The following is a 25,609-nucleotide window of genomic DNA, read 5'->3' on the forward strand; positions in this document are numbered from 1 at the left end:
GAGAGACGGAGCTCAGAGATCGGTGGGCAGACGGCCGCCGTTGTCACGGATCTTCTGAATCACCTGGGCGTGCAGCCAGATGTTCATCGAGGCGCTGTCGGACTTGTCGCCGGTATAGCCCAGCTCGTCGGCCAGTTCCTTGCGCTCGGCCAGCGAGGATTCCAGCCCGACCAGCTTCATCAGATCGACGATGGAGGTGCGCCAGTTCAGCTTCTGCGCCTTCTGGTCGTTCATGAAGTCGAGGATGCCGGCGACATCGACCTCGGGCGCGGGTTGGGGCGCGGTGGCGGCGGCCGCCGTGACCTGGGGCTGGACAGGCGTCGCGGTCGGCGCGGGCGCCGCTGGGGCGGCGGGAGCCGCCTCTTCCTTCTTCTTCTTGAAGATGCCGCCGAGGATGGACCCGAGAACGCTCATTCGCCTGCTCCTGAAAGTGAAGACCTTTCAGCGGGTCAGGGCGATTCCGGTTCCGCGACGCTTGCGAGACGCCGCCAAGAACCGCGAAGCCGTTAAACGACCATTGTTCAGTGAAGCGTCCCTGCTACGATCACATCGATCGCTAACCGGGGGGACGACCGTGAAGAACAAAACCATCACAAGCCTTATCGCCGCGGCCTCGCTGATCGCCGGCCCGGCGACGGCCGAGCCGATCCAGTCGTTTGTCGACGTCTGCCTGAGCACCAATGGCGAGCCCCCGGCCGTCGCGGCCGCCGCCGAGACTGGCGGATGGTTCAAGATGCCTGCCGAGGTCGCCGACGACATGGGCGAGGATTTTCGGGACCCGGCCGCCTACATCAACTTCGACCCGAACAAGTTGAAGGCCGGCGCCCCCATCGGGCCGATCGAAGTGCTGATGACCGGCTGGGGCGACGGAAAGGCCATCATGGAGATCGATGGACTCAGACTCGATTTCTGCGGACTGATTTCGCCGGAGGCCGACAGCCAAACGCTCAATCGGGACATGACGACCCGCCTGGGTTTTTCGCCCATCACCCGCGACGACATGACTTTTTGGCTGTTTTCGCGCCGGTCCGGCGCCTTCGTGTCTGAAGCCGCCCTCATCGATATCGAGGACAACAACCTAGTCGAGGCGGTTCGAAAACGAAAGCTCTACGCTCTCTACATCATCGCACAGGACGACATGGCCGGCCTGGTCCTCGGCGCAATTCGACCGGCTCTTTAAGCCGGCTGGGGATATCGACTTGGGAGGGAAAAGGTGGAGACCGCGACCCAAAGGTGAATTCGTTGTGGCTGCTGCCTTCCGGCCCTGACCAGGTTGGCGAAGCCTTCGCCCGCGATCTCCGAGGAGGGATATGACGGGTGGCGGCGTCGGAATCAAGAGGTCTAAGCAAGACCCCTCCCCGCGTCGTCTTGTCGGGGGTATGAAGCGCCATGCCCCATACCAACGTCTTCTCCGGCAATCCGCTCGACCGCTCGGGCGACCTTCGCAACGACGCCGCCTGGCTGGGCGAGCAGGAAGCCAATCCCGAGGCCCTGGCCATGGTGCTGTGGGAGGGGCGGCCCCTGGTCGAGGATCATGAGGGCGGGCAGCGGCTGGTCTGGCTGTCGCTGGGCCACGGCCGTGATCTGGTCCCCGACCGCGACATCTTCCTGGGCCTTTGGAAGGGGGCGCCGGTCTTCGCCATCGAGTTCGAGGGTTCGATCGACCCGACCAGCGGTCCCGCCGGCGGCCTGGGTCAGTTTCTCGAGATGCGCGCGGCCGCCGCCGCCCTGCCGGAAGCCGATGTCGCCATCGCCGGCACGGCCAAGAGCCTGTTCGACTGGCGTCGCCGTCACGGCTTCTGCGCCGCCTGCGGCAAGGCCACGGATCAGGCCTCGGGCGGCTGGCGGCGGGTCTGCGCAGCCTGCGGGGTCGAGCATTTCCCGCGCGTCGATCCGGTCGTCATCATGCTGCCGGTCTATAAGGGCGGCGCCGAACCGCGCTGCCTGCTGGGGCGTCAGGCCGCCTGGCCCGAGGGCCGGATGTCGGCCCTGGCCGGCTTCATGGAGCCCGGCGAATCCATCGAGGAGGCCTGCGCCCGCGAGGTGATGGAGGAGGCGGGGCTGACGGTGTCGAGCGTGGCCTATCACTCCAGCCAGCCCTGGCCCTTCCCGGCGCAACTGATGATCGGCCTGATCGCCGAGGTCACGACCGAGGACGCCGCCCCCGATCAGACCGAGCTGGAAGCCGTGGCCTGGCTGACGCGGGCCGAGTGCCGGGCGGTGTTGGCGGGCACGCATGGGACGATCCATGCGCCGCCGCCGTTCGCCATTGCCCGGCGGTTGCTGGAGACCTGGGCCAACGAGGCGGCGTAAGCCCTTCCTCAGCCGCCCTGGAGCGACGACCAGGTGCGAGCCGTGCCCGTGTCGGCGACCGGGACCACCACCCCTGCCGAAGCCGAAGCCGAAGCCGATGCCGCCGCCGTGCGCTCGGCCAGCCAGCGCAGGTTGGCGTCGGCCACCTCGGGCGGCAGGTCGCGGCGCAGGATCTGTTCGGCCTCGGCGGTCTTGCCTTGCAGGCCCAGCGACAGGGCCAGGTTCTGGCGCACCTTCATCGTGGCGCCCGGCTGGGCGGCGGCGCGACGCAACAGGATTTCGGCCGAAGGCGCGTCGCCCTCCCCCATGCGGGCGATGGCGGCGTTGGTCAGGACATCGGGGTTGTCGGGAGACAGGCGCAGGGCCTCGGTCCACGCGGTCTTGGCGTCGTCGGGACGCCGCACCTGCTGATAGGCCACGCCCAGCAGCGACAGGGGGCGCCAGTCGCGCGGCGCGGCGGCCTTGGCCTGCTCCAGCGCGGCGATGCCGTAGAAGGCCTGACCGCGCGCAATGTGGGCGCGGCCGACTTCCAGCATGGCCTCGACATTGGCGGGCTGAATGGTCAGCACGGCTTGCGCCGTCTCGGCGGCCTGATCGAACTGGCCGAGTTCACGCAGGGCCTGGGCCGTCTTGACCCCGGCGACCGGGTCCATCGGATTGATCTGTTGCTGCTGCGACCAGAAGACCGAGCGGCTGAGGGCGTCGGCGCGGTCATAGCTGGCGCGCGTCGCGGCGTCGGCGGCCTGGCGCGCAGGGGCCGACGCCGCTGCGGGGGCGGCGGTCTGGGCCTGAACGGCGCCCGACAGGCTCATAAGAGCCAGCGTCATGGTTGCGGCGGCGGCGGCGGTGCGCGACATGGAGAGGGTCCGGACGGTTTCCTGCGGCCACAGCGTCGCGCCTCCGGGTCAAGGTTTGGTTAATCGGCCTTTAAGGGCCGGAAAGGCTCGCCCCATGTCCGTCGCACACTCCGACCTGCTGATCGCCGCTTCCGACAGCGCCCGCCCGGTGCGCGTGGTCCCGCAGGGGCAGACCCTGACCGGCAAGTCGGCGGCCTGGGCCGAGGCCAACGGCTTCAGCGGCAAGGCGGGCCAGCTGCTGATCGTCCCCGGCGACGACGGCGCGGCGTCTGAGGTCCTGTTCGGCGCGGGCGAGACCTTTGAGCCGATGAGCGCGCGGTCGCTGCCGACCCGTCTGCCCGCCGGCGACTGGCGTCTCGACGGCGTCGAGGGCGAGGCGGCCCAGCAGGCGGCATTGGCCTTCGCCCTCGGCGGCTATCTGTTCGACCGCTACAAGGCCCGACCCGAGCGGGGGCGCGCCCGGCTGGTGGGGCCGGCGGGCCTCGACCTGACCGAGACCCTGAACATCGCCGCCGCCGCCGCCCTGGCCCGCGAGATGGTCGACACCCCCGCCGCCGACATGGGGCCGCTGCAGATCGAGACCATCGCCCGCGAGATCGCGCAAGGCTCGGGCGCGACCCTGACCGTCACCACCGGCGACGCCCTGCTGGAGGATAACTACCCCGCCGTTCACGCCGTCGGTCGCGCCGCCGCCCCGCACCGCGCGCCGCGCGTGCTGGAGATCGGCTGGAAGCTGGATCAGACGGACCTGCCGCTGGTGGCTCTGGTCGGCAAGGGGGTGGTGTTCGACACCGGCGGTCTGGACCTCAAGCCCGCCGCCGGGATGCGCAACATGAAGAAGGACATGGGCGGTTCGGCCCATGCGCTCGCGCTGGGCCGTCTGATCATGCAGGCCGATCTGCCCGTGCGACTGGTGGTGCTGGTCGCCGCCGTCGAAAATGCGGTGTCCGCCGACGCCTTCCGTCCCGGCGATATTCTGTCGAGCCGCAAGGGCCTGACCATCGAGATCGGCAACACCGACGCGGAGGGCCGCCTGATCCTGGCTGATGTCCTGACGCGGGCCAGCGAGCACAACCCCGATCTGACGCTGGACTTCGCCACCCTGACCGGGGCGGCGCGCATGGCGCTCGGCCCCGAACTTCCGCCCCTCTATACCGACGACGAGGCCCTGGCCGAGGGCATCCTCAGCGCCGGGCGGGCGGTGGGCGATCCCCTGTGGCGGATGCCTTTGTGGGCCGGCTATCGCGCCTCGCTGGAGAGCGAGATCGCCGATGTCAGAAATGATTCCGCGGCCTGGGCCCAGGCCGGATCGGTGACGGCGGCCCTCTTCCTGCAAAAGTTCGCGCCGACCACGGGGTCGTGGGCCCACATGGACATCTTCGCCTGGAACCCGCGCGCCCGTCCCGGCCATCCTGAAGGCGGCGAGGCTCAGGCCCTGCGCGCCTGCTATCGCTATCTGCGCGACCGATTCGCCAAATAGCCAAGGCTGTTAACGCCCGATTTGGCTTCGGCGTTTACAAACAGCGGTTCACCCGTGTGAACACCCGCCGAGTTCCTGTTTGTCCGACGCCCTCGACCTGATCCCGCCCGGCGCGCCCCTGATCCTTCGGGACGGGGATCGCGTCGTGCTGGCTGAACAGGCGCTGGAAGGTCTGATGCGGGCCGAGGCCTATCGCCGGACCGAGGCCATGCATTGCCGGGTTCCGGTCGCGGACATCGTGTCGGACACCGAGCAGCGCACGGATCAACTGTTGTACGGCGAGGCCTTTGACGTTCTGCATCGTCAAGGCGACCGCGTCTGGGGCCGCGCGCGTCGCGACGGCGTGGTCGGCTGGGTGGCCCTCGACGCCCTGTCCCCCGGCGCGCCCCTGGCCCGCCGCCGCGTGGCCTCCGTCACCGCCGCCCTGCCGCTGAACGCCCTGGTGGGCGAGGCTGCCGAAGGACTGAGCGAGGCTGATCTTCAACCCGTCGGCGATTTCGAGCGCGAGCCGGTCGCCGTGGCCGAACGCCTGCTGGGCCGCCCGCACGCCCTGGGCGCCCGCTCCTCGTTCGAGACCGATTGTTCGGGCCTGGTGCAACAGGCCCTGCTGGCCTGCGGTCTGCCCGGCCCGCGCCGCTCCGACGCCCAGGCCGATCTGGGGCGTCCCATCGCGCGAGACGCCGCCCAGCGCGGCGACCTCGTCGTCTGGATGGCGCCGAACCGCGACCACGACTGGACCGGCCATTCGGCCATCATGGTCGACGCCGATCAGGTCATCCACGCGACCGGCGTGCGCGGCGGCGTGGTCATCGAAGCCCTGGCCGAGGTCGAGACCCGGCTGACCGGCGAGGGCTTCGCATCGGCCGTCTTCCGGCGGATCTAAGTTCTCAATCCTCCCCTGCGCAGCGGGGGGAGGGGGACCATACGCAGTATGGTGGAGGGGGCGAGAGCAAAGCGCGCCGGATCACGGTGAACGCGGGGCGCTTCCAAGGTGTCCAAGGTTGCAGTTGTGGCCGCCCCCTCCACCGCTACGCGGTCCCCCTCCCCCGTTTCACGGGGGAGGATCAGAGGTTCCCAAACGCAGAAAAGGCGACCCGAAGGCCGCCTTTTCCCAATCAGTCGACGGTCGTCGCCCTTAGGCGGCGGGGGCCGCCGCAGGCGCTTCAGCCGCAGCTGCGCCTTCCGCCGGAGCGGCGGCGGCGTCAGCCGGAGCCGCGCCGTCAGCCGCCGGGGCCGCAGCGGCGCCCGGTTGGCGGGCCGGGTCCGAGGCCGGGATGGCGAAGCCGCCCGAGCCCTGCGTGCGCAGCCAGGCGATCAGGTTGATGCGGGTCTTCTCGTCGCGGATGCCGGCGAAGGACATCTTGGTGCCCGGGACGTAACGGCCCGGCGCGGTCAGGAAGGCGTCGATCTGGTCATAGCCCCAGGTCGGGGCCTCGGCCTTGTGCTTGGCCATAGCGTCCGAATAGGCGAAGCCGGCGCGGTGCATGACCGGGCCGCCGATGACGCCGTACAGGTTCGGACCGATCTTGTCGGCGCCGCCGTTGTGGGCGTCGTGGCAGGCCTGGCAGCGCGCGAAGGCGGCTTCACCAGCGGCCAGGTCGGCGGTCGGCAGGACCGTGCCCCAGTCGATCGGCAAGGCGGCCGGCTCGGCGCCCGCGGATTCTTCCGGCGCGTCCACGAAGTAGCCCATCTTTTCAGGCTGCTTGGTGTGATAGACCATGCCCGAAACTTGCTGGACCACCAGGATGACAAAGGCGGTGCCCAGGCACGCGCCCATAATCTTGTTCCACTTCAGATCGCCGCTCATGCGCGTCGTCGCTTCCCGTATCTAATGAGCCCCCCCACCACGGAAGCGGTGTCAGGCATATTCTTGCGTGGGCGTCTCTTACACGCTAGCGCGACCTTCGCAACCGGCCCGGACGCTTCCGGGCGACACAGGACGTCGTCAAGTCGATGAATCCCCTGATAATGATACCCGCTCGCATGGCGGCGACCCGTTTGCCCGACAAGCCCCTGGCCGATATCGGCGGCAAGCCGATGATCGTGCGGGCCTGGGAACAGGCCGCCCGGTCCGGCTTCCGCGTCGCCGTGGCGGCAGGCGATCCCGAGATCGTCGCGGCGGTCGAGGGGGCCGGCGGCCTGGCTGTCCTGACCGATCCCGACCTGCCCAGCGGCTCGGACCGCATCCGCGCGGCGGTCGAGGCTGTCGATCCTGACGGCGCCCACGACATCATCATCAACATTCAGGGCGACATGCCCTTCGCCTCGCCCGATCTGGCGCGCGCCTGCGCCGATCTGCTGGGCCGCGAATCAGCCTGCGACATCGCGACCCTGGTGGCGACCGAGGCCGAGACGTCGGACCGCACCAACCCTGACGTGGTCAAGGCCGTCCTGGCCCTGCCGGAAGGCGAGACCAGCGGCCGCGCCCTCTATTTCACCCGTTCGACCCTCTATGGCGACGGCCCCATCTGGCGCCACGTCGGCATCTACGGCTATCGCCGCGAGGCCCTGATGCGCTTTTGCGCCGCCCCGCCGTCGCCGCTGGAGAGGCGCGAAAAGTTGGAACAACTGCGGGCGCTTGAGATGGGGCTGCAGATCTGGGCCTCGGTGATCGACGAAGCCCCGCTGTCAGTCGACAATCCGGCGGATCTGGAGGCGGCGCGGGCTCTGGCCTGACCGGCCTCAAACGCCTATCTTCACTCCATGATCGACGACCTCTACAGCGCGCGCATCCTGTCGCTGGCGGCCAACCTGCCCCACAGCGGGCGGCTGGCCGCGCCGCAAGGGACGGCCGAGCGGGTGGCCAAGCTGTGCGGGTCCAAGGCCACGGTGGACGTGATCCTCGACGCTGAGGGCCGCATCAAGGAGTTCGCCCAGGCGGTGAAGGCCTGCGCCCTGGGTCAGGCGGCGGCGGGCGTGGTGGGCGAGAGCATCCTCGGCGCCTCGGCGTCGGAGATCCTTGAGGCCAGAGACGCCATGCTGGCCATGCTGAAATCCGGCGGCGACGGCCCGGTCGGGCGCTTCGAAGGGCTGCGGGTGCTCAAGCAGGTCGCGGACTATCCGGCGCGCCACGCCTCGACCATGGTGGCGCTGGAGGCCACGCTGGACGCGGTCAATCAAGCGCTCGAAAAGCACCACAGCGATACGCGAACTCGTCTCGCCGGCGCGGCCTGAGGCGCCGTCCGGTTGATCCCCCTGTCATGAAGAGGGATAAGCACGGCGAACCCGAAACAGAGCCCCCGGCGAAGGGACAGATGTCTCTCTACGAACGCAGCGTCCGCGCGGCCCATCGGGGCTACAAGGTGACGCTGTCCCCCTTCTTCGGCCAGTCGTGCCGGTTTCTACCGACCTGTTCGGACTATGGGCGCGACGCCCTGCTCCAGCACGGTCCGGTTCGGGGGGGATGGCTCACCGTGCGCCGTCTCTGTAAATGCCATCCCTTCGGCGGTTCGGGCTATGATCCCGTGCCGCCCGCCAAGATCGAAAAAGAACGACCGTCATGATCGAACTGAAATTCCCCGACGGCGCCGTGCGTCAGTATCCGGCCGGCTCGACGGGTCGCGACGTGGCTGCGGCCATCTCACCTTCGCTGGCCAAGAAGGCGGCCCTGGTCGTCTGGAACGGCGAGCAGCGCGACCTGGACCGCGTCATCGACGGCGACGGCGACTTCCGCCTGCTGATGCGCGACGATCCCGAGGCGCTGGAGACCATTCGTCACGACGCCGCCCACGTGCTGGCCCAGGCGGTGCAGGAGTTGTTCCCCGGCACCCAGGTCACGATCGGCCCGGCGATCGAGGACGGCTTCTATTACGACTTCGCCCGCGACGAGCCCTTCTCGACCGACGACTTCGCCAAGATCGAAAAGAAGATGGGCGAGATCATCGACCGGGGCGCTCCGCTGGAGCGTCAGGTCTGGGACCGCGACACGGCGATCAAGCATTTCGAGTCGGTGGGCGAGACCTACAAGGCCGAACTGATCCGCGACCTGCCGGGGACGGAGACCATCACCGTCTACAAGCAGGGCGAATGGGCCGACCTGTGCCGGGGACCGCACTTCCCCACGACCAAGTTCGTCGGCAAGGCCTTCAAGCTGACCAAGCTGGCCGGCGCCTACTGGCGCGGGGATTCCAGCCGCGCCCAGCTGCAGCGCATCTACGGCACCGCCTGGGCGACCAAGGAGGACCTGGACGCCTATCTGCTGCGCATCGAAGAGGCCGAGAAGCGCGACCACCGCAAGCTGGGCCGCGCCATGGAGCTCTTCCATATGCAGGAAGAGGGCCGCGGCATGGTCTTCTGGCACCCCAAGGGCTGGGTCCTGTGGCGCGTGCTGGAGGCCTATATGCGCCGCCGCCTGGACGCCTCGGGCTATGTCGAGGTCAAGACGCCCCAGGTTCTGGACCGCAAGTTCTGGGAGGCCTCGGGCCACTGGGAGAAGTACCGCCCCAACATGTTCGTCTGCGAGACGGTGGAGGGCGAGACCCTTTCGCTCAAGCCGATGAACTGCCCCGGTCACGTGCAGATCTTCGATCAGGGCCAGCGCTCCTATCGTGAACTGCCGCTGCGCATGGCCGAGTTCGGCGCCTGCCACCGTTATGAGCCGTCCGGTTCGCTGCACGGCCTGATGCGCGTGCGCGGCTTCACCCAGGACGACGCCCACATCTTCTGCCGCGAAGACCAGATCGTCGACGAGACGGCCGAGTTCATCAAGCTGGCCCAGTCGGTCCACGCAGACCTCGGCATGGAGACGGCCTACATCAACCTGGCCACCCGTCCCGACGTCCGCGCCGGATCGGACGAGTTCTGGGACAAGGCCGAGGCCCAGATGGCCGAAGCCGCTCGTCACGCCGGGGTCGATGTGGTGATCGCCGAGGGCGACGGCGCCTTCTACGCGCCCAAGCTGGACTTCATCGTCAAGGACGCCATCGGCCGCGAATGGACCTGCGGCACGATCCAGCTGGACTATGTCCTGCCTGACCGTCTGGACGCGACCTACATCGCCGAGGACGGCCAGAAGCACCGCCCGGTCATGCTGCACCGCGCGATCCTGGGGTCGTTCGAGCGCTTCATCGGCATCATGATCGAGAACTACGCCGGGGCCTTCCCCCTGTGGCTGGCGCCGACCCAGGCCGTGGTGGCCACCATCACCTCGGACGCCGACGGCTATGCCGAGGAAGTCGTCGCCAAGTTCCGCGCCGCGGGCCTGCGCACCGAGATCGATCTGCGCAACGAGAAGATCAACTACAAGATCCGCGAACACTCGGTCGGCAAGGTGCCCGCCATCGCCGTCGTCGGCCGCAAGGAGGCCGAGGAGGGCAAGGTCGCCATTCGCCGCCTGGGCAGCCAGGCCCAGACCATCGTCACCGTCGAGGAGGCCATCGCCATCCTGACCGACGAGGCCCTGGCCCCGGACCTGAAACGTCTCCGCGACGGTCACGCCTGAACATGAGAACGCCCCGGTCGAAAGACCGGGGCGTTTTTCTTTGGGATCAATGTATCCGCTCATCCCCGCGGAGGCGGGGACCCAGTGCTTTGGCTCCGAGCGTTTCCGTCACCGATAATCACAGAGCCTACCCAGACCGCGGCGTGTGAAGCTCTTACTGGGTCCCCGCCTCCGCGGGGATGAGCGGAGTTTAAGTCACTGCGCCGTCATGCCCCCATCGATCTTGAATTCGGCGCCGGTGACGAACTTGGACTCGTCCGAGGCTAGATACAGGACGCAGTAAGCCACGTCGTCGGGCTCGCCGATGCGTTTCAGCGGGATGCCGCGCGCCAGCTTTTCGTGCGCGGTCGTCTCGTCGCCGCCGGCCATGGCGACGAAGGGATCAAGGATCGGCGTCTTGATGAAGACCGGGTGGACCGAGTTGGCGCGCACGTTCCAGCCCGCCTTGGCGCACTCCAACGCCACCGTCTTGGTGTAGAGCCAGACCGCCGCCTTGGTGGCGTTATAGGCGCCCATGCCCGGCGCCGCCGCCAGTCCCGCGATCGACGAGATGTTGACGATGGAGCCCGCGCCGGAGGCCCGCAGGTGCGGCATGGCGTGCTTGCAGCCCAGCATGACGGACTCGACGTTGACCGCCTGAACCTGACGCCAGTTCTCCAGCGTGTCCTGCTCGGCCCAGACCAGTTTGCCGCCGATGCCGGCGTTGTTCACCAGGATGGACAGGCCGCCCATGTCCGCGGCGGCGGCGGCGACTACGCGGACCCAGTCGTCCTCGCGCGTCACGTCATGCTCATAGGCGAAGGCCGCGCCCGGATGCTCGGCGTTGATGCTCTCAGCCAGAGCCCGCGCCCCGTTCAAGTCGCGGTCGGAGACGGCGACCCGCGCCCCCTCGCGCACCAGCATCCGCGCCATGGCTTGACCCAGACCACCCGCCGCCCCGGTGATGAGGGCGGCCTTGCCGGCGACGCGCCCAGAATGCGGGGCGCTCATCCCACCAGGCCCTTGACGGCGTCGTCGATGAAGCGGGCCATGGCGACATCCTTCTCGGTCACGCCGCCCGCGTCATGGGTGGTCAGCAGCACCTCGACGCGGTTGTAGACGTTCGACCATTCGGGATGGTGGTCCGCCTTGTCCGCCAGCAGGGCCACGCGGGTCATGAAGCCGAAGGCGGCGTTGAAGTCCTTGAAGCGCAGGCTGCGCGCGATGGCCGGGCGGGGGTCGTCGGCGCGGCGCCAGTCAGGCAGACCTGCCAGAACTTCGGTCACGTCGAGGGCGGCGGTCATGAGCGTCTCCTTGATTTTCATCAGGCGTATCGCGCGCCCGAGGGGGCGACAAGCCGTGACGCTGCGTCAACGCGCTGACTTCTCCTCCCCCGCGTGCGGGGGAGGGGGACCGCGAAGCGGTGGAGGGGGCGGACGCAAGCACAACCTCAAACCCAATTTATCGCCCTCTCGTCGTCATGACCCGAAAACAAACGCTTGAACTTCGCCCCCTCCACCATGCTTCGCACGGTCCCCCTCCCCCGCTTCGCAGGGGAGGATCAGAAGGCTTTCAAAGGGCTGCGACGCTTCCCCGGATGACGCCGCGCGCATGAGGCGTTACACCCCCTGTCATGACCCAGGCCGATCCCTCCTCCTCCTCCGGCAAGACCTCCTCCTTCGGCTTCCGCGACGTGGACGCCAGGGAAAAGGTCCAGATGGTGCGCGGCGTCTTCGATTCCGTCGCGTCCAACTATGACCTGATGAACGACCTGATGAGCGCGGGCGTGCACCGCCTGTGGAAGGACGCCACGGCGGCCAAGCTGAACGCCCGGCCCGGCGAGGTCATCCTCGACATGGCCGGCGGCACCGGCGACATGGCGCGGCGCTATTCCAAGATGGCGCGCGCGGCCCAGCAGCGTCGCGGCGGCGAGGACGCCACCGTCATCGTCATGGACTACAACGCCGAGATGATCCTGAACGGCGTGGCCAAGGGCGGCGAGCCCGAGATGGCCTGGGGCGTCGGCGACGCCATGAACCTGCCCTTCCCCGACGATTGCCTGGACGCCTATTCGATCAGCTTCGGCATCCGCAACGTGTCGGACGTGGCGGGCGCGCTGAAGGAGGCGCGGCGCGCGCTGAAACCGGGCGGCCGCTTCATCTGCCTGGAGTTCTCCCGGCCCACCACCGAGGCTCTGCGCAAGGCCTATGACGCCTGGTCCTTCCACGCCATTCCGCGCATCGGCGAATGGGTCGCCAAGGATCGCGACAGCTATCAGTATCTGGTTGAGAGCATCCGTCGCTTCCCCGATCAGGCGACCTTCAAGCGGATGATCGAGGACGCCGGTTTCAGCCGCGTCAGCGTCACCAACCTGTCGGGCGGGATCGCCGCCATCCACCACGGGTGGGCGATCTGAGCCGGCTGTCCGTCAAGACCCCGCCGCCCGCGCCGACGCCGGAGCCCGTCCGCGACCCGCTGGGCGCCGCCTTTCGCCTGATCGGCTGGGGCTGGGTGCTGGCGCGTCACGACGCCCTGATCCCGCGCGAGGTCAATCCGCTGCTGCCCGCCTGGACCCGCCCGTTCGCGCGGCTGGTGCAGATGACGGCCAGCCGCAAGCACCGCGCCGGTCGCCCCGGCCAGCGCGTGGGGCAAGCCTTCGAGCATCTCGGCCCCGTGGCCATCAAGCTGGGTCAGGTTCTGGCCACCCGCGCCGACATCTTCGGCATCCAGTTCGCCCAGGACCTGGGTCGGCTGAAGGACAAACTGCCGCCCTTCCCACTGGACGAAGCCCGCGCCGAGATCGAGCGCTCGCTGGGCCGTCCGGTCGAGAGCCTGTTCCGCGATCTGGGCCAGCCGGTCGCCGCCGCCTCCCTTGCGCAGGCGCATCCGGCCTGGCTGGCGGACGGTCGCAAGGTGGCGGTCAAGGTGCTGCGGCCCGGCGTCGAGCGCCGCGTCGCGCGCGGACTGGATTCCATGCGTCTGGGCGCCAAGCTGGTGCAGAAGTTCGTGGAACCCGCGCGGCGGCTGGAGCCCCAGGCCTTTGTCGAGATCATCGCCCGCGCCCTGTCGCTGGAGCTGGACATGCGGCTGGAGGCCGCCGCCGCCTCCGAACTGGCCGAGGTCATGGCCAAGGACGGCTATATGTCGGCCCCCGCCATCGTCTGGGACGGGGTGGGCAAGCGGGTGCTGACGCTGGAGTGGGCCCCCGGCCTGCCGATGACCGATCCGGCGCTGGAGGCCCTGCCCGGACTCGACAAGGACGCCCTGGCCGACAAGGTGGTGCGCGCCTTCCTGATCCAGGCCCTGGACCACGGCGTCTTCCACGCCGACCTGCACGAGGGCAATCTCTTCGCCGACGCCCCGGACAAGGTGACGGCCATCGACTTCGGCATCGTCGGGCGGTTGGGACCCGCGGAGCGCCGCTACCTGGCCGAGATCCTGTGGGGCTTCATCAGCCGCGACTATGACCGCATCAGCCGGGTCCACTTCGAGGCCGGTTATGTGCCGCCGCACCACTCGGTCGACACCTTCGCCCAGGCCCTGCGCGCCGTCGGCGAGCCGGTGATCGGGCGTCAGGCCAGCCAGGTGTCGATGGGGCGCCTGCTGGGCCAGTTGTTCGAGATCACCGCCCTGTTCGACATGCACCTGAGGCCGGAACTGGTGCTGCTGCAAAAGACCATGGTCTCGGTCGAGGGCGTGGCGCGGCGTCTCAATCCCGACCACGACCTGTGGGAGGCGGCCAAGCCCGTGGTCGAGCGCTGGATCAAGCGCGAACTGGGGCCTCAAGCGCAGATCCGTGAGACGGTGGAAGAGGCTCTCGCCACGCTGAAGGCTTTGTCGCACCTGGCGCAGAACCCGCCGCAATCTCAGACGTTAGTGATCGAGAAGGCCGGAACCCGGGCCTGGGTGGTCGCCGCCGTCACCGTCGCCGTCTGTGCGTCGGTCGCCGCCTTGGTCCTGACACTCTGGCCGATGATCGTCGCCTGACGTTTCTTCGGAGCCCGCCGCCTATGAAGACCTCGATCCTCGCCGCCATGCTGGGCGCCAGCCTTCTGGCCATGCCCGTCGCGGCGCAGACGGCGACAACGCCTCCCGGACCGACTGCCGGGGCCGCGGCGACTCTGCCCGACGCCTTTGGCCAACCGGCCCCGACGGCGGCGCCCCTCGCGGCTGCTCCGGCCGCTCCTGTTGCGGAAGCCCCGGACATCGCCCGCTCCGAACAGGCCCTGCGCGCCGCCATCGCCTCCTTCCAGTCCGGGAATGTCGACTACTCCGTCTTCAGCGACGACCTGGCGGTGCAGATTCGCGAGCAGGCCGGCAACGTCACCCCCTTGGTGCAACAGTTCGGCGCCCTGAAATCCATCAACCATGTCGGCCAGCAGGACGGCGCCGACCTGTTCCGGGTGGTGTTCGAGAAACAGACCACCGACTGGGTCATCGCCTTCGACGAGGACAATCAGATCGCGGCCCTGCTGTTCCGTCCAGCCCGAGACTGAGGCCCCGACTAATCCAGCGACGGCTTGCCGCGCCCGCTCTTGATCGTCGAGCGGGTAGACTTGCCCTTCAGCCGTCGCTCCTTGGACGCGCGCGTGGGCCGCGTCGGCACGCGATAGACCGGCTTGATCGAGGCCTCGGCCACCATCTCGTCCAGCCGGGCGACGGCGTCGGCCTTGTTGCGTTCCTGGGTGCGGAAACGGACGGCGGTGATGACGATCACCCCGTCCAGCGTCAGGCGACTGCCCGCCAGCTTCATCAGCCGCGCCTTGACCGGCTCGGTCAGGCTGGGCGAGTTCTTGACGTCGAACCGCATCTGCACGGCGGTCGAGACCTTGTTGACGTTCTGCCCGCCCGGCCCGCCGGAGCGGAAGAAGCGGAACTCCAGCTCGTCCTCGGGAATGCGGCTCACGGACTGACTTTCCGTGCACGGACGACCGCCGTGTCCAGCGCCTGCAGGAAGCGCGACCGGTCGGCGTTGGAGAAGGGCGGCGGGCCGCTGGTCGCCACGCCCATGGAGCGCAGATGCTCGCCCACCATGCGTCCGGCCAGGGCCGAGCCGATGGAATCGGGGGTGAAGGGCTGGCCGTTCGCCTTCAGCGCCTGGGCGCCGGATTTCAGGCAGCGGTCGGCCAGGGGAATGTCGGCGGTGATGACGATGTCGCCGGTCGCGGCGCGCTCGGCGATCCAGTCGTCGGCCACGTCCGGTCCGGCGTCGACCACCACCTGTTCGATCAGCGGTTCGCGCGGGACATTGATCCAGGCGTTCGACACCACAAAGACCTTGAGGCCGTAGCGGCGGCCTACGCGATAGATCTCTTCCTTTACGGGGCAGGCGTCGGCGTCGATGTAGAGGGTGGTGGGCATGGCGCCCTTCTATCCGGCCTTTGGCGCATACGAAAAGGGCGCCGGTCCTGCGACCGACGCCCTCAACGTCATTCGAGCTGCGCCCTACTGCGGATAGGCCACCGGCATGGCCCCCTCGCCGCCAGTGCGATAGCGGTCGCGCAGCAGCAGGTTGCGGGCCTGCAGCGGCTGCTCCACCCCGTCGATGAAGACGGCCGAGGGCTGGCTCAGCGGCTCCAGCGGGTCGCCCGACCAGACCACCACGTCGCCCGCCGCGCCCGGCTTCAGCTCGCCGAACTGGCCGTCGAAGCCGAAGATGCGCGCCGGGTTGACCGTGATCGCCTGGATCGCCGCCGCAAACGGCAGGCCGTGAGAGACGGCGTTGCCGGCGTTGTAGCGGATGTCGCGGGCGCGGTGGGTCGATCCCTCGTTGCCCTTGAGGGCGATGACCACGCCCGCTGCATTCAGCGCCGCCGCATTCTGCATCCGCGCCGCTCGCATCTCGAAGTTGCCGGGCAGGTTGGTGATCGGGTGCAGCAGGACCGGGACCTTGGCCGCCGCGATTTCGTTGGCGACCAGCCACCCCTCGGCGGCGCCGTCGAGGATGACCTTGACGCCTTCTTCTCTGGCCAGGCGCAGGACCTGCTGGATGTCCGAAGCGCGGTTGACGCTGACGATCAGCGGCATCGAGCCATTGGCCACCGGGATCAGGGCCTCAAGGTCGGCGCGCGACAGCGACAGGTCGCGCAGCGCCGCCCGGTCATAGGCGGCCTTGTTGCGGGCATAGAGGCGAACCTCGGCCAGGGTCTCCTTGAACAGGACGAACTCGGCCCCGCGCGCGCCGCCGGCCACGTCCTTGCCGGCCTCGCCGAAGGGGGCGACCATGGCCACGCGCGGCTTCACCAGGATGTCGGCGCCGCCCAGCTTGATGACCGCCGCTTGCCCTGCGAACAGGCCCGGCGTCTGGAAGCCGCCCGCGCCCGCGCCCGCGAAGTCGCTGTCGTCATGGCTGTGACCGCCGCCCGAGCCCGCGTGCTGGGGCGTGACCACGGCGCGGGTGACGCCGCCCAGACGAGCCACCGGCAGGGTGAAGGACCAGGGGTCCAGGCCGTAGGAAAGGTCGAAGGCGGCGCTCAGGGTGTTGGCGCTGTTCGACAGGTCGTTGGAGCCGCGCACCGAGCCGACTTCCGAACCGCCGAGGCCGGAATCTACGGCGACGAAGCCGGGGGCCACGATCTGACCGCGCGCGTCGATGGTGCGCAGGCCCGCCGGGGCCGCACCGGTCCCGACGGAAACGACCTTGCCGTTGCGGATGACCACGGTGCCGTTCTCGATCACCGAGGTTCCGGTCAGGACGCGACCGCCGGTAATGGCGACGTCCTGGGCCATGGCGGGACCGACGAGGGCGAGGGCTGCAACCGCGCCGGCGAGGAGGGTTTGGATACGCATGGTTCAGCGAGCTCCCTGGGCGACGCCGGCGGCGGCCTGGCCGAAGCCGGGCTGACCCAGTTCGAAATCGGACACGGGCTGGAAGGCGGGGTTCTGACGGTCAAAGGCCAGACCGCCGTCGATGAAGACCTGATCGGCGCGGGCGTAGATCGAGAAGGGATCGGCGCTCCAGATCACCACATCGGCGCGCTTGCCGGGCTCCAGCGAGCCGGTCTCCTTGTCGATGCCGATGGATTTGGCGGCGTTCAGGGTGATCCAGCTGATCGCGTGTTCTTCCGAGATGTTCATCCCGGCGCGACGGCCAGCCGATAGGGCGGCGGCGGCTTCCTGGTTGAGGCGCTGGGTCAGTTCGGCGTCGTCGGAGTGGATGACGGCGCAGGAACCCTCGGGCGCGTCGGTCAGGGCAGCGTTCTCCTCGATGCCGTCCAGAGCCTCCATCTTGAAGCCCCACCAGCCGGTCCACATGGCGGCGCAGACGCCTTCACGGGCCAGCAGGGGCGCGATCTTGTAGGCCTCGACCGCGTGGTGGAAGGTGGTGACCTTGTAGCCGAACTCCCTGGCCACATCGAGCATGACCGCCATCTCGTCGGCGCGGTAGCAGTGGTTCTGGATCAGGATGGACCCGTCCAGCACGCCGGCCAGGGTCTCAAGCTGCAGGTTGCGGGTCGGAGGCGCGCCCTGACCGTCCTCGCGCCACTTGTCCCACTTGGCCTTGTATTCGCGGGCCGCGATGAAGGCGGCGCGATAGCCGGCGACATTGCCCATGCCGGTGGCCGGCGACTGGTTGCGCGAGCCATAGACGCGGCTGGGGTTCTCGCCGCAGGCCATCTTCAGGCCATAGGGAGCGCCCGGGAACTTCATGCCCTGCATGGTCACTGAGGGGATGTTGCGCACCGTCACGCCGCGACCGCCGAACAGGTTGGCCGAGCCAGGCAGGATTTGAAGCGTGGTCACGCCGCCGGCGCGGGCGGTGTTGAAACCCGGGTCCTGGGGCCAGAGGGAGTGTTCAGCCCAGACCTGGGCCGTGTTCGGATTGGTCGCTTCGTTGCCGTCGCTCATGCCCTGAACGCCGGGCGAAGGATAGACGCCGAGGTGGCTGTGGATGTCGATGACGCCGGGCGTGACGTAGCGGCCGCGCGCATCGACCACCTTGTGGCCCGCCGGCACCGGGGTGTCGGCCCCGCCGACGGCGGCGATGCGGCCGTCGGTGACGATGACCACGCCGCCGTCGATCTTCTGACCCGTGCCGGTCAGAACCGTGGCGCCGACCAGGGCCAGGTTTTCACGCGGCAGGCCGCGATAGGTCGAGGGATAGGGGTCGGTGTTGGCCCAGCCGTCCAGGCCCGGGGCCATGGTGCGGTCCGTGGACGACGGGGAGGCCGTCTCGGTCCTGGGCTTGGCGTCGCCGGTCGTGGCGCAGGCCGACAGGCTGAGAACGCCGAGCGCGCAGGTGAGGACAGCGAGGCTTGGACCCCGCAGACGGTTAAGCAACATGAGCGAGACCCCCTCGCGCCCGCAGACAGCGGGCAGACAATGGGATGGCATACAAGGGAGGTTCAGCCTCGCCGTAAAGGGGAAATGTCAGGCAATTTGCTCAGCGGGGGGACAACCGGTCGCGGACCTCGGCCTCGCTCAGCCCCTCGACCTCGATCATCTTAAGCCGCGACTGCCCCCCGCGCGCCAGGGTCACGTCGCGCTTGGGGACGCCCAGCGCCTTGGCGAGGAAGGCGACCAGGGCGGCGTTGGCCTCGCCCTCGACCGGCTGGGCCCGCACGCGGACCTTGAGCACCGGGCGGCCGTCGGGGTCCACGTCCCAGCCGTCGATGCGGTCGGCGGCGGCGCGGGGCGTCAGCTTGATGGCGAGGCGGGCGGTCATGGCCCTATGTCCGTCATCCCGGCCCAACGGTGCAAGCTCTCCCTCCCCGTTCGGGCAGGGTGGTCGATGCGAAGCGAAGACCGGGTGGGGAGGGCGAGGCGATACCGAGGCGCGGCTGACTTGCCTGGCCGCCCCCACCCGGCGCTGCGCGCCACCCTCCCCCAAGGGGGAGGGAGACAGCCAATTGAAAACGCGCCGGACGGTTCCCCATCCGGCGCGCTTCATGTTCAGCCTGTGGAACCGATCAGCCCAGGGCGGCCATCAGTTCCGGCACGGCGGTCTTGTAGTCGGCGACCAGGCCGTAGTCGGCGACCTGGAAGATCGGGGCGTCGGCGTCCTTGTTGATGGCGACGATGACCTTGGAGTCCTTCATGCCGGCCAGGTGCTGGATGGCGCCCGAGATGCCGATGGCGATGTAGAGGGCCGGGGCCACCACCTTGCCGGTCTGACCGACCTGATAGTCGTTGGGGGCGTAGCCCGCGTCGACGGCGGCGCGGGAGGCGCCGACAGCGGCGCCCAGCTTGTCGGCCAGGGGGTCCATGACGGCGTGGAACTCTTCGGCCGAGCCCAGGGCGCGGCCGCCCGAGACGATGATCTTGGCGGCGCCCAGTTCGGGGCGGTCCGACTTGACCATTTCCTCGGAGACGAAGGCGGTCTTGGGCGCTTCACCGGCGGCGACGCTCTCGACCGAGGCCGAGCCGCCTTCAGCGGCGGCGGCGAAGGCCGTCGGGCGCACGGTGATGACCTTCTTGGCGTCAGCCGACTGGACGGTCTCCAGGGCGTTGCCGGCGTAGATCGGGCGCACGAAGGTATCGGCCGAGACGACCTCGACGATGTCCGAGATCGGGGCGACGTCCAGCTTGGCGGCCAGGCGCGGGGCGAAGTTCTTGCCGTCCGTGGTGGCGGGCGACAGGATAGCGTCGTAGTTCCCGGCCAGCGGCAGGACAGTGGCCTCGACCGCCTCGGCCAGACCGTGAGCGACGGCGTCGCCCTCGGCCAGCAGGACCTTGCGCACGCCGGAAATCTTGGCGGCGGCGTCGGCCACGCCCTTGGCGTTCTGGCCGAGCACCAGAACGTCCACGTCGGACGACAGGGCCAGAGCCGCCGTCACGGTCTTGTGGGTGGTGTCGCGAACGATCGCGCCGTCGTGGTCGGCGATGACGAGAACGGCCATTACAGAACCCCTGCGTCTTTGAGCTTGGAAACCAGTTCGGCCGCGTCGGCGACCTTGACGCCCGCCGAACGCTTCGGCGGCTCCGTCACCTTGAGGACCTTGAGGCGATCCGCGACATCGACGCTGTAGTCGGCGACCGCCTTGACCGCGATCTCCTTCTTCTTGGCCTTCATGATGTTGGGCAGGCTGGCGTAGCGCGGGGTGTTGAGGCGCAGGTCCACCGTGACCACGGCCGGCAGGGTCGCCGCCACGGTCTGCAGGCCGCCGTCCACTTCACGCGTCACGGTCGCCTTGCCGCCGTCAATGACCAGCTTGCCGGCGAAGGTGGCCTGGGGCCAGTCCAGCAGGGCGGCCAGCATCTGACCCACGGCGTTGTTGTCGCCGTCGATGGACTGCTTGCCCATCAGGACCAGGTCAGGCTTTTCTTCATCGACCACCGCCTTCAGCAGCTTGGCGACGGCCAGCGGCTCAAGGTCCGTATCGGACTGGATCAGGACGCCGCGGTCGGCGCCCATGGCCAGGGCGGTGCGCAGGGTTTCCTGGGCCTGGGTCACGCCGATGGAGACGACGACGATTTCCGTCGCCGTGCCGGCGGCATGATGTTCCTTGCCTTCCTTCAGACGCACGGCCTCTTCGACGGCGATCTCGTCGAAGGGGTTCATGCTCATCTTGACGTTGGCCAGATCGACGCCGGTCTGATCCGCTTTGACGCGAGCCTTGACGTTATAGTCGATCACCCGTTTCACCGGGACGAGTACCTTCATGAGCCTATCCACTTGGTCATCGAAATATGGGTCGAGGGATTGGACCGGCGAAACCGGCCTGTCAACGTAACGCTACGTGAACTCTGTTCGTGTCCGCGACCCAATTTTCCACTATGAGACCCGTATGAAACGCTTTCTGACCATCGGCCGCCTGAGCGCCCTCTTTTTCAGCCTGTTCGCAGTGATGATCGCCGGCGTCTTCGTCTTCCAGCGCTACTGGATGGAACCGGGCGAGCGCTGCGAGGCCGAGGGCAAGTGGTACGATATGGAAAGCCGCATCTGCGCCCAGCCCATCTCCATCGCCGAAATCACCGGCCGCCCGATCGGCGTCACCCGCGCCCAGGCCTCGGCCGAGAAGAACAAGGAGCTGATCGACATCGAAGACCAGCTGAACGCCGAGAAACGCGCCCGCGCGGCGGCGACCGAGGCCGAACGCGCGCGGGTCGCGGCCTTGCAGCGATAAAACAGACGATCCTCCCCCGTGAACGGGGGAGGATTTTAGTTTGCGTTCGTTCTTGGCCGATTCAGCGCGTCGCGCCGGGCTTCCACAGGATGTCGGCGGCGCCATTGGCGTTGGCGCGGCGGGCGGCGACGAACAGGTGGTCCGACAGCCGGTTCAGATAGCGGACCGCGTCCGGGTTCACCTGCTCGCCCGATTCCAGCAGACGAATGGCGTCACGTTCAGCCCGGCGGCAGACCGTGCGCGCCAGGTGGAGGTGGGCCGACAGGGGCGAACCGCCCGACAGGATGAAGCTGTCCAGCGGCTTCAAGCTCTCGTTCATCCAGTCGATCTCGCTTTCCAGACGCTCGACCTGGGAGGCGATGATGCGCAGGGCCTCCCATTTCGGGGCCGGGTCCAGCGGCGTGGCCAGGTCCGCGCCGAGGTCGAACAGCTCGTTCTGGATACGGCCCAGCATGGCGTCAATGCGGTCGTTCTGGCCGCTGTTCAGACGGGCCAGACCGATGACGGCGTTCAACTCATCAACGGTCCCATAGGCCTCGACCCTCAGGTCGGTCTTGGACACGGGCGCGCCCGAGGCCAGACGGGTCTGGCCGCCGTCGCCGGTGCGGGTGTAGATCTTGTTCAGCGTGACCATGGTTTCAGCCCCCTAAGCTTGCCTGTCGTCTCAACCGCCGTGCGTGGACTTCCACCACATGCCGCCGACCAGCAGCAGCACCGCCACGGCCTGCAGCACCACCCGCAGCCGCATCAGCTTGTTGGAGTGCGAGCGGGCGAATTCGCCGCCGCGATACAGGGAATAGACGCCGAAACCCAGGGTGATGGCGACGGCCGCAATGGCGACGAGGATCAGGATGTCGAAGATTTCCATGACCGCCTTCTAGGCTCCGCTGGAGGCGGGCGCCAGCGTCCGCGACGCCGCGCCGGCCAATTCCGCAATTGCGACCTATTCGCACACCCCGGTTGCCACCCCGCCCGCCTTGCTGTTGAGAAGCGCTCGCAATCAACCGGGGCTGTTCATGTCTTTCTTCACCGTCTCTCGCCGTTCGACCCTGCTGGCCACCTCCGCCCTGGCCATGCTCTCGGGGGGCCGAGGCGCGACAGCGGAAGACCTGGCCGACCAGGGCCGTCTCCAGACCACGACCATTGAGGATGTCGTCGTCACGGCCTCGGGCTTCGAACAACGCATCACCCAGGCCCCGGCCTCGATCAGCGTCGTGCCGCGCAAGGACATCCAGGAACTGCGCGCCGCCTCGGTCGCCGAGATCCTGACCAATATCGAGGGCGTCGACGTGGGCGCCGCCGTCGGCAAGACCGGCGGCCAGACCATCAACATTCGCGGCATGGGCTCGGACTACACCCTGATCCTGATCGACGGCCGCCGCCAGAACACGGCGGGCAGCGTGACGCCGAACGGGTTTGGCGAGACGTCCTCAAGCTTCATGCCCCCAGTCTCGGCCATCGAGCGCATCGAGGTCGTGCGCGGCCCGGTCTCGACCCTCTATGGGTCGGATGCGATGGGCGGCGTGGTCAACATCATCACCCGCAAGGTCGGCGACGTCTGGGGCGGCGCGGCCTCGGCCCACTACACCCTGCAGGGCGACGACGAGTTCGGCGCCATCTGGGGCGGCGACTTCTACGCCAACGGCCCGCTGGTGAAGGACCTGCTGGGTCTGGCCGTACGCGGCTCCTATCTGACGCGCGAGCAGTCGAACCTGAAGTTCGAGACCGTCGGCGGCGTCGAAACCCCCGTCACCGGCTTCGGCCGCAGTTCGACCGAGAACGAGATCTGGACCCTGGGCGGCCGCCTGACCCTGACGCCGCACGCCGACCACGACCTGTGGCTGGACGTGGACGTCTCGCGTCAGTGGTATGACAACGCCAAGGGTCAGATGGGCACCAACACCACCGCCGGCGGCTATGGAAATGCGCTGGAGTTCAACCGGGACCAGGTCGCCCTGGCCCACAACTGGCGCCTGCCGTTCGGCGTGCTGGAATCCAACCTGTCGTTCGGCAGGACGGAAACCATCGGCCGCATCATCCCCAACGGGGTGGCGGGCGCCGGCGGCGCGCGGGACCTGGTGTCGGAAAACACCATCTTCGACACCAAGCTGTTCTCGCAGTGGCGCAACCACAGCTTCACCGTCGGGGGTCAGTACTGGGACGCCCAGATGGTCGACGGCGTGGCCCCGACGACGTTCGAGCACACCCAGTGGGCCCTGTTCGCCGAGGATGAGTGGCGCTTCACCGACACGCTGGCCCTGACCCTGGGCGCGCGTCACGACGACCATTCCAAGTTCGGCGCCCACTTCAGCCCGCGCGCCTATCTGGTGTGGAACGCCTCGCCCGAGTGGACCCTCAAGGGCGGCGTCAGCCAGGGCTTCAAGACCCCGCGCCTGGAACAGCTGGCCGAGGGCATCAACGGCTTCGGTTCACAGGGCCGTCTGCCCCTGCTGGGGTCGCCGGGTCTGAAGCCCGAGACCTCGACCTCCAGCGAGGTCGCGGTCTTCTACGACAACGGCTCGACCTTCCGCGCCAACCTCACGGTCTTCCACAACACCTTCCAGGACAAGATCGCCGCAGGGCCCCCGGTCGCGAACTGCACCTTCGGCCTGACCCAGGCCCAGTATGACGCCGGCGCCTACGACAAGACTGGCTGCGTCGACGTCGGCTTCTGGGCCGCCTACGCCACCTTCGGCCAGCAGGTGAACGTGGACGAGGCCGTAACGCGCGGGCTCGAGGCGGCGGCGCGCTGGCGCTTCGCCCCGGACTGGACCCTGTCGGGCAACTACACCTACACCGACAGCGAGCAGAAGTCGGGCGCGGCCAAGGGCCTGCCCCTGACCGACACGCCCAAGCACATGGTCAACGCCAGCCTGCGGTGGAACGCCACGGACAAGATGAACCTGTGGCTGCGCGGCGAGTATCGCTCGGAGCGCTTCCGCGGTCTGGGTGCGGCCCGCGACGCCTGGGGCGACTACAAGGCCTATGATCTGTTCCACCTGGGCGGATCGTATCAGGTGAGTGATCGCATCACGATCAACGCCGCCGTCTACAACCTGTTCAACAAGGACTTCGTCAGCCTCAAGCCCTACGGCGCGCCGGTCGCCTATGCGCCGGAATACGCCAACAATCAGGAGCCGCGCCGCCTCTGGGTGTCGGTGACGACGACCTTCTGATCCCCCTTTCCTCCCCAAACTCACAAGGGCCGTCTCGACCGAGGCGGCCCTCTTTCTTTGACAGCTAAGCCGTTAGTCATCTTTGCCGGGCAGTGTCCTCGCCATGACCGACCGCGCCGTCCGCAATCTGGAACACCTGCGCCGCAGCGCCTCGACGGCGCGCGTGCTGAACCTGCTCAAGGTCTATGACGAGCATGGCGAGACCGAGGACTGGCACGAACGCCCCATGTTCCGCACCCCGGCGCTGAACACCTGCCTGATCATCAAGCACCGGTTGCGGCGCAACGAAACCGACTCCTTTCCCGGCCGGCGCCAGGTGGCGACCAAGGTGGTGGTGCCGATCGACAGCACCGACCTGAAGACCGGAGGCCGCTTCGTCTTCGTCAACCAGATCGGGTTCGAGCGCGCCATGCAGGAGGCGTTCGGCATCGCTTCCGACCATCCCGACCTGAAAACCCTGCGGCTGATGGATCAGCTGCCGTCGCTGGACCCCTTCCTGCTGCGTGAGCAACTGAGGCGCGGCGAGGTCGATGCGGCCCCCTGCTATTTCGCGCTCAGCGAGGCCGACCTCGAGAAAATGCTGGCCTTTGTCCAGAGCGAGATCGAGCCCCTCGTCACCCTCAGCATGGGCGGCGACGTGGCGGCCGTCGGATCGACCGCGCGCATGGCGTCCAAGATCCTGTCCAACGCCCCCGGCGACCGGCTGGAGGCCCTGCGCGCTACCCTCAGGCTGGAGCCCGAGCAGTATCAGGAGGGCGTCTTCTGCTGGAAGGGCTTCCTCTACTACAAGTGGGCCCTGGCCAGCCTGATGGCTGACATCGTCCACGTCGCCGACGAGGTCGGCACGGTCAAGCCGGTCGGCCCCAGCGACCGCGCCGCCAAGGAATACATCGACCGGGGGCGCAGCGTCCTGCGCGGCCGGATCATGAAGACCTGCGAGGAGGTCAGCCGCACCCTGCGCTACTACGACGACGCCTATGCCGGGCTGACGCGCGAGGGCAAGCCCCTGGCCTTCCGCGACTTCCTGCTGGAGGCGCCGGCCCTGTTCGCGCGTCTGGGCGACCAGTTGGGGGCGGTGCAGCACATCGTCAGCTTCTGGCGCTTCCGCTTCGGCCCCAAGGCGCCGCCGGTCGGGGTCGACGAACTGATCGACATCTTCATGGACTTCGAGACCGGCCTGATGGGCCGGGAAACCGACACCTTCGACCCGCGCGACGCGGCCTGAGGATTTTCGCCAAAACAATCCTCCCCTGCGCAGCGGGGGAGGATTTAGCGCGCCCTCTCCCCGGCCCAAAGAA

The 25,609-nt window shown here is 68.4% G+C and carries 28 protein-coding genes and 1 other RNA gene; 14 read left to right on the top strand and 15 right to left on the bottom strand.

What is annotated here, in order from left to right; genetic code table 11:
* Positions 1-12: 12 nt before the first annotated feature.
* On the bottom strand, positions 13-414 hold the full coding sequence (locus P0Y52_13050; GenBank protein ID WEK57453.1) for a DUF3597 domain-containing protein: 402 nt from the start codon (positions 412-414) through the stop codon (positions 13-15).
* A gap of 160 nt (positions 415-574) precedes the next feature.
* On the opposite strand from P0Y52_13050, the gene P0Y52_13055 reads away from it, so the two are divergent.
* A complete protein-coding gene (locus P0Y52_13055) occupies positions 575-1,180 on the top strand; it encodes a hypothetical protein (protein WEK57454.1) in 606 nt (201 codons plus the stop codon).
* Between the two features lie 29 nt (positions 1,181-1,209).
* Here the strand turns inward: P0Y52_13055 and ffs are convergent.
* Positions 1,210-1,303: signal recognition particle sRNA small type (gene ffs, locus P0Y52_13060), an RNA gene on the bottom strand.
* A gap of 86 nt (positions 1,304-1,389) precedes the next feature.
* Here ffs and nudC point away from each other — a divergent pair.
* On the top strand, positions 1,390-2,313 hold the full coding sequence (nudC, locus tag P0Y52_13065) for an NAD(+) diphosphatase (GenBank protein ID WEK57455.1): 924 nt from the start codon (positions 1,390-1,392) through the stop codon (positions 2,311-2,313).
* Positions 2,314-2,321: 8 nt separating this feature from the next.
* Here the strand turns inward: nudC and P0Y52_13070 are convergent, their stop codons facing one another.
* A complete protein-coding gene (locus tag P0Y52_13070; GenBank protein ID WEK57456.1) occupies positions 2,322-3,170 on the bottom strand; it encodes a tetratricopeptide repeat protein in 849 nt (282 codons plus the stop codon).
* A gap of 94 nt (positions 3,171-3,264) precedes the next feature.
* Here P0Y52_13070 and P0Y52_13075 point away from each other — a divergent pair, with 94 nt between their 5' ends.
* On the top strand, positions 3,265-4,650 hold the full coding sequence (locus P0Y52_13075; protein ID WEK57457.1) for a leucyl aminopeptidase family protein: 1,386 nt from the start codon (positions 3,265-3,267) through the stop codon (positions 4,648-4,650).
* Between the two features lie 79 nt (positions 4,651-4,729).
* Positions 4,730-5,533, top strand: coding sequence for an NlpC/P60 family protein (locus P0Y52_13080; protein ID WEK57458.1), 804 nt, complete (start codon positions 4,730-4,732; stop codon positions 5,531-5,533).
* A 252-nt stretch (positions 5,534-5,785) separates the two neighbouring features.
* Here the strand turns inward: P0Y52_13080 and P0Y52_13085 are convergent, their stop codons facing one another.
* Positions 5,786-6,457, bottom strand: coding sequence for a cytochrome c family protein (locus P0Y52_13085; protein WEK57459.1), 672 nt, complete (start codon positions 6,455-6,457; stop codon positions 5,786-5,788).
* Between the two features lie 146 nt (positions 6,458-6,603).
* Between P0Y52_13085 and P0Y52_13090 the strand changes: the two genes are divergently transcribed.
* The 4 genes from P0Y52_13090 to thrS all read left to right on the top strand — a co-directional run bounded on the left by P0Y52_13090 (position 6,604) and on the right by thrS (position 10,090).
* Positions 6,604-7,326 (top strand): 3-deoxy-manno-octulosonate cytidylyltransferase, encoded by a 723-nt coding sequence (locus tag P0Y52_13090; GenBank protein WEK57460.1) that lies wholly within the window; start codon positions 6,604-6,606, stop codon positions 7,324-7,326.
* 27 nt (positions 7,327-7,353) lie between these two features.
* Entirely contained in the window at positions 7,354-7,824 is a 471-nt protein-coding gene (locus tag P0Y52_13095) for an iron-sulfur cluster assembly scaffold protein (protein ID WEK57461.1), read from the top strand.
* Between the two features lie 80 nt (positions 7,825-7,904).
* Positions 7,905-8,153, top strand: coding sequence for a membrane protein insertion efficiency factor YidD (gene yidD, locus P0Y52_13100; protein WEK57462.1), 249 nt, complete (start codon positions 7,905-7,907; stop codon positions 8,151-8,153).
* Positions 8,150-10,090, top strand: a complete 1,941-nt coding sequence (gene thrS / locus P0Y52_13105; protein WEK57463.1) for a threonine--tRNA ligase — start codon at positions 8,150-8,152, stop codon at positions 10,088-10,090. Before yidD ends, thrS begins: the two co-directional genes overlap by 4 nt.
* A 195-nt stretch (positions 10,091-10,285) precedes the next feature.
* Here the strand turns inward: thrS and P0Y52_13110 are convergent, their stop codons facing one another.
* Together P0Y52_13110 and P0Y52_13115 are read right to left on the bottom strand one after the other, a co-directional pair.
* Positions 10,286-11,080, bottom strand: a complete 795-nt coding sequence (locus tag P0Y52_13110; protein WEK57464.1) for an SDR family oxidoreductase — start codon at positions 11,078-11,080, stop codon at positions 10,286-10,288.
* Positions 11,077-11,373 carry a 4a-hydroxytetrahydrobiopterin dehydratase gene (locus tag P0Y52_13115; protein ID WEK57465.1) on the bottom strand — a complete coding sequence of 99 codons (297 nt, stop codon included), beginning with the start codon at positions 11,371-11,373 and terminating at the stop codon, positions 11,077-11,079. Before P0Y52_13115 ends, P0Y52_13110 begins: the two co-directional genes overlap by 4 nt.
* Before the next feature lie 329 nt (positions 11,374-11,702).
* Between P0Y52_13115 and P0Y52_13120 the strand changes: the two genes are divergently transcribed.
* From P0Y52_13120 to P0Y52_13130, 3 genes are read left to right on the top strand one after another with little or no spacing between them, the layout of a single operon-like run.
* Positions 11,703-12,485: a class I SAM-dependent methyltransferase gene (locus tag P0Y52_13120; protein ID WEK57466.1), complete on the top strand. Its 783-nt coding sequence runs from the start codon at positions 11,703-11,705 to the stop codon at positions 12,483-12,485.
* Positions 12,473-14,056, top strand: coding sequence for a 2-polyprenylphenol 6-hydroxylase (gene ubiB / locus P0Y52_13125; protein ID WEK57467.1), 1,584 nt, complete (start codon positions 12,473-12,475; stop codon positions 14,054-14,056). Before P0Y52_13120 ends, ubiB begins: the two co-directional genes overlap by 13 nt.
* Before the next feature lie 23 nt (positions 14,057-14,079).
* Positions 14,080-14,565 (top strand): hypothetical protein, encoded by a 486-nt coding sequence (locus P0Y52_13130; protein WEK57468.1) that lies wholly within the window; start codon positions 14,080-14,082, stop codon positions 14,563-14,565.
* An 8-nt stretch (positions 14,566-14,573) separates the two neighbouring features.
* On the opposite strand, the gene arfB is transcribed toward P0Y52_13130, so the two are convergent.
* The 7 genes from arfB to P0Y52_13165 form a co-directional block, all read right to left on the bottom strand.
* Positions 14,574-14,975 carry an alternative ribosome rescue aminoacyl-tRNA hydrolase ArfB gene (arfB, locus tag P0Y52_13135; GenBank protein WEK57469.1) on the bottom strand — a complete coding sequence of 134 codons (402 nt, stop codon included), beginning with the start codon at positions 14,973-14,975 and terminating at the stop codon, positions 14,574-14,576.
* Positions 14,972-15,430, bottom strand: coding sequence for a YaiI/YqxD family protein (locus P0Y52_13140; GenBank protein WEK57470.1), 459 nt, complete (start codon positions 15,428-15,430; stop codon positions 14,972-14,974). The genes arfB and P0Y52_13140 overlap by 4 nt, the downstream gene beginning before the upstream one ends.
* Positions 15,431-15,514: 84 nt before the next feature.
* Positions 15,515-16,858, bottom strand: coding sequence for an amidohydrolase family protein (locus P0Y52_13145; protein ID WEK57471.1), 1,344 nt, complete (start codon positions 16,856-16,858; stop codon positions 15,515-15,517).
* A 3-nt stretch (positions 16,859-16,861) separates the two neighbouring features.
* The gene (locus P0Y52_13150) at positions 16,862-18,352 is read right to left on the bottom strand and encodes an amidohydrolase (protein WEK57472.1); all 1,491 of its coding nucleotides are present in this window, start codon (positions 18,350-18,352) and stop codon (positions 16,862-16,864) included.
* Positions 18,353-18,452: 100 nt separating this feature from the next.
* On the bottom strand, positions 18,453-18,734 hold the full coding sequence (locus P0Y52_13155) for a DUF167 domain-containing protein (GenBank protein ID WEK57473.1): 282 nt from the start codon (positions 18,732-18,734) through the stop codon (positions 18,453-18,455).
* Positions 18,735-18,978: 244 nt separating this feature from the next.
* Positions 18,979-19,908 carry an electron transfer flavoprotein subunit alpha/FixB family protein gene (locus P0Y52_13160; GenBank protein WEK57474.1) on the bottom strand — a complete coding sequence of 310 codons (930 nt, stop codon included), beginning with the start codon at positions 19,906-19,908 and terminating at the stop codon, positions 18,979-18,981.
* Positions 19,908-20,672, bottom strand: a complete 765-nt coding sequence (locus P0Y52_13165) for an electron transfer flavoprotein subunit beta/FixA family protein (protein WEK57475.1) — start codon at positions 20,670-20,672, stop codon at positions 19,908-19,910. The genes P0Y52_13160 and P0Y52_13165 overlap by 1 nt, the downstream gene beginning before the upstream one ends.
* A 124-nt stretch (positions 20,673-20,796) precedes the next feature.
* Here P0Y52_13165 and P0Y52_13170 point away from each other — a divergent pair, with 124 nt between their 5' ends.
* A complete protein-coding gene (locus P0Y52_13170; protein WEK57476.1) occupies positions 20,797-21,135 on the top strand; it encodes a hypothetical protein in 339 nt (112 codons plus the stop codon).
* 61 nt (positions 21,136-21,196) lie between these two features.
* On the opposite strand, the gene P0Y52_13175 is transcribed toward P0Y52_13170, so the two are convergent.
* Both P0Y52_13175 and P0Y52_13180 read right to left on the bottom strand, forming a co-directional pair.
* Positions 21,197-21,769, bottom strand: a complete 573-nt coding sequence (locus P0Y52_13175; GenBank protein WEK57477.1) for a cob(I)yrinic acid a,c-diamide adenosyltransferase — start codon at positions 21,767-21,769, stop codon at positions 21,197-21,199.
* A gap of 30 nt (positions 21,770-21,799) precedes the next feature.
* The gene (locus P0Y52_13180) at positions 21,800-22,003 is read right to left on the bottom strand and encodes a twin transmembrane helix small protein (GenBank protein WEK57478.1); all 204 of its coding nucleotides are present in this window, start codon (positions 22,001-22,003) and stop codon (positions 21,800-21,802) included.
* A 148-nt stretch (positions 22,004-22,151) separates the two neighbouring features.
* Between P0Y52_13180 and P0Y52_13185 the strand changes: the two genes are divergently transcribed.
* Together P0Y52_13185 and P0Y52_13190 are read left to right on the top strand one after the other, a co-directional pair.
* The gene (locus P0Y52_13185) at positions 22,152-24,311 is read left to right on the top strand and encodes a TonB-dependent receptor (GenBank protein ID WEK57479.1); all 2,160 of its coding nucleotides are present in this window, start codon (positions 22,152-22,154) and stop codon (positions 24,309-24,311) included.
* Between the two features lie 103 nt (positions 24,312-24,414).
* Positions 24,415-25,536: a hypothetical protein gene (locus P0Y52_13190; GenBank protein ID WEK57480.1), complete on the top strand. Its 1,122-nt coding sequence runs from the start codon at positions 24,415-24,417 to the stop codon at positions 25,534-25,536.
* Positions 25,537-25,609: the final 73 nt, after the last annotated feature.

This window comes from Candidatus Brevundimonas phytovorans, assembly GCA_029203145.1.
Taxonomy (GTDB): Bacteria; Pseudomonadota; Alphaproteobacteria; order Caulobacterales; family Caulobacteraceae; genus Brevundimonas; species Brevundimonas phytovorans.

Excerpts from the sequence above, each read along its gene's own strand:
- P0Y52_13155 (WEK57473.1), bottom strand. The coding sequence starts at position 18,734 with ATGACCGCCCGCCTCGCCATCAAGCTGACGCCCCGCGCCGCCGCCGAC.
- nudC (WEK57455.1), top strand. The coding sequence starts at position 1,390 with ATGCCCCATACCAACGTCTTCTCCGGCAATCCGCTCGACCGCTCGGGC.
- P0Y52_13070 (WEK57456.1), bottom strand. The coding sequence starts at position 3,170 with ATGTCGCGCACCGCCGCCGCCGCCGCAACCATGACGCTGGCTCTTATG.
- P0Y52_13150 (WEK57472.1), bottom strand. The coding sequence starts at position 18,352 with ATGTTGCTTAACCGTCTGCGGGGTCCAAGCCTCGCTGTCCTCACCTGC.
- P0Y52_13120 (WEK57466.1), top strand. The coding sequence starts at position 11,703 with ATGACCCAGGCCGATCCCTCCTCCTCCTCCGGCAAGACCTCCTCCTTC.
- P0Y52_13085 (WEK57459.1), bottom strand. The coding sequence starts at position 6,457 with ATGAGCGGCGATCTGAAGTGGAACAAGATTATGGGCGCGTGCCTGGGC.
- P0Y52_13130 (WEK57468.1), top strand. The coding sequence starts at position 14,080 with ATGAAGACCTCGATCCTCGCCGCCATGCTGGGCGCCAGCCTTCTGGCC.
- P0Y52_13190 (WEK57480.1), top strand. The coding sequence starts at position 24,415 with ATGACCGACCGCGCCGTCCGCAATCTGGAACACCTGCGCCGCAGCGCC.
- P0Y52_13050 (WEK57453.1), bottom strand. The coding sequence starts at position 414 with ATGAGCGTTCTCGGGTCCATCCTCGGCGGCATCTTCAAGAAGAAGAAG.
- P0Y52_13160 (WEK57474.1), bottom strand. The coding sequence starts at position 19,908 with ATGGCCGTTCTCGTCATCGCCGACCACGACGGCGCGATCGTTCGCGAC.
- P0Y52_13115 (WEK57465.1), bottom strand. The coding sequence starts at position 11,373 with ATGACCGCCGCCCTCGACGTGACCGAAGTTCTGGCAGGTCTGCCTGAC.
- P0Y52_13145 (WEK57471.1), bottom strand. The coding sequence starts at position 16,858 with ATGCGTATCCAAACCCTCCTCGCCGGCGCGGTTGCAGCCCTCGCCCTC.
- P0Y52_13175 (WEK57477.1), bottom strand. The coding sequence starts at position 21,769 with ATGGTCACGCTGAACAAGATCTACACCCGCACCGGCGACGGCGGCCAG.
- P0Y52_13140 (WEK57470.1), bottom strand. The coding sequence starts at position 15,430 with ATGCCCACCACCCTCTACATCGACGCCGACGCCTGCCCCGTAAAGGAA.
- thrS (WEK57463.1), top strand. The coding sequence starts at position 8,150 with ATGATCGAACTGAAATTCCCCGACGGCGCCGTGCGTCAGTATCCGGCC.
- P0Y52_13165 (WEK57475.1), bottom strand. The coding sequence starts at position 20,672 with ATGAAGGTACTCGTCCCGGTGAAACGGGTGATCGACTATAACGTCAAG.
- P0Y52_13075 (WEK57457.1), top strand. The coding sequence starts at position 3,265 with ATGTCCGTCGCACACTCCGACCTGCTGATCGCCGCTTCCGACAGCGCC.
- P0Y52_13185 (WEK57479.1), top strand. The coding sequence starts at position 22,152 with ATGTCTTTCTTCACCGTCTCTCGCCGTTCGACCCTGCTGGCCACCTCC.
- yidD (WEK57462.1), top strand. The coding sequence starts at position 7,905 with ATGTCTCTCTACGAACGCAGCGTCCGCGCGGCCCATCGGGGCTACAAG.
- P0Y52_13180 (WEK57478.1), bottom strand. The coding sequence starts at position 22,003 with ATGGAAATCTTCGACATCCTGATCCTCGTCGCCATTGCGGCCGTCGCC.
- P0Y52_13095 (WEK57461.1), top strand. The coding sequence starts at position 7,354 with ATGATCGACGACCTCTACAGCGCGCGCATCCTGTCGCTGGCGGCCAAC.
- P0Y52_13110 (WEK57464.1), bottom strand. The coding sequence starts at position 11,080 with ATGAGCGCCCCGCATTCTGGGCGCGTCGCCGGCAAGGCCGCCCTCATC.
- P0Y52_13170 (WEK57476.1), top strand. The coding sequence starts at position 20,797 with ATGAAACGCTTTCTGACCATCGGCCGCCTGAGCGCCCTCTTTTTCAGC.
- P0Y52_13090 (WEK57460.1), top strand. The coding sequence starts at position 6,604 with ATGAATCCCCTGATAATGATACCCGCTCGCATGGCGGCGACCCGTTTG.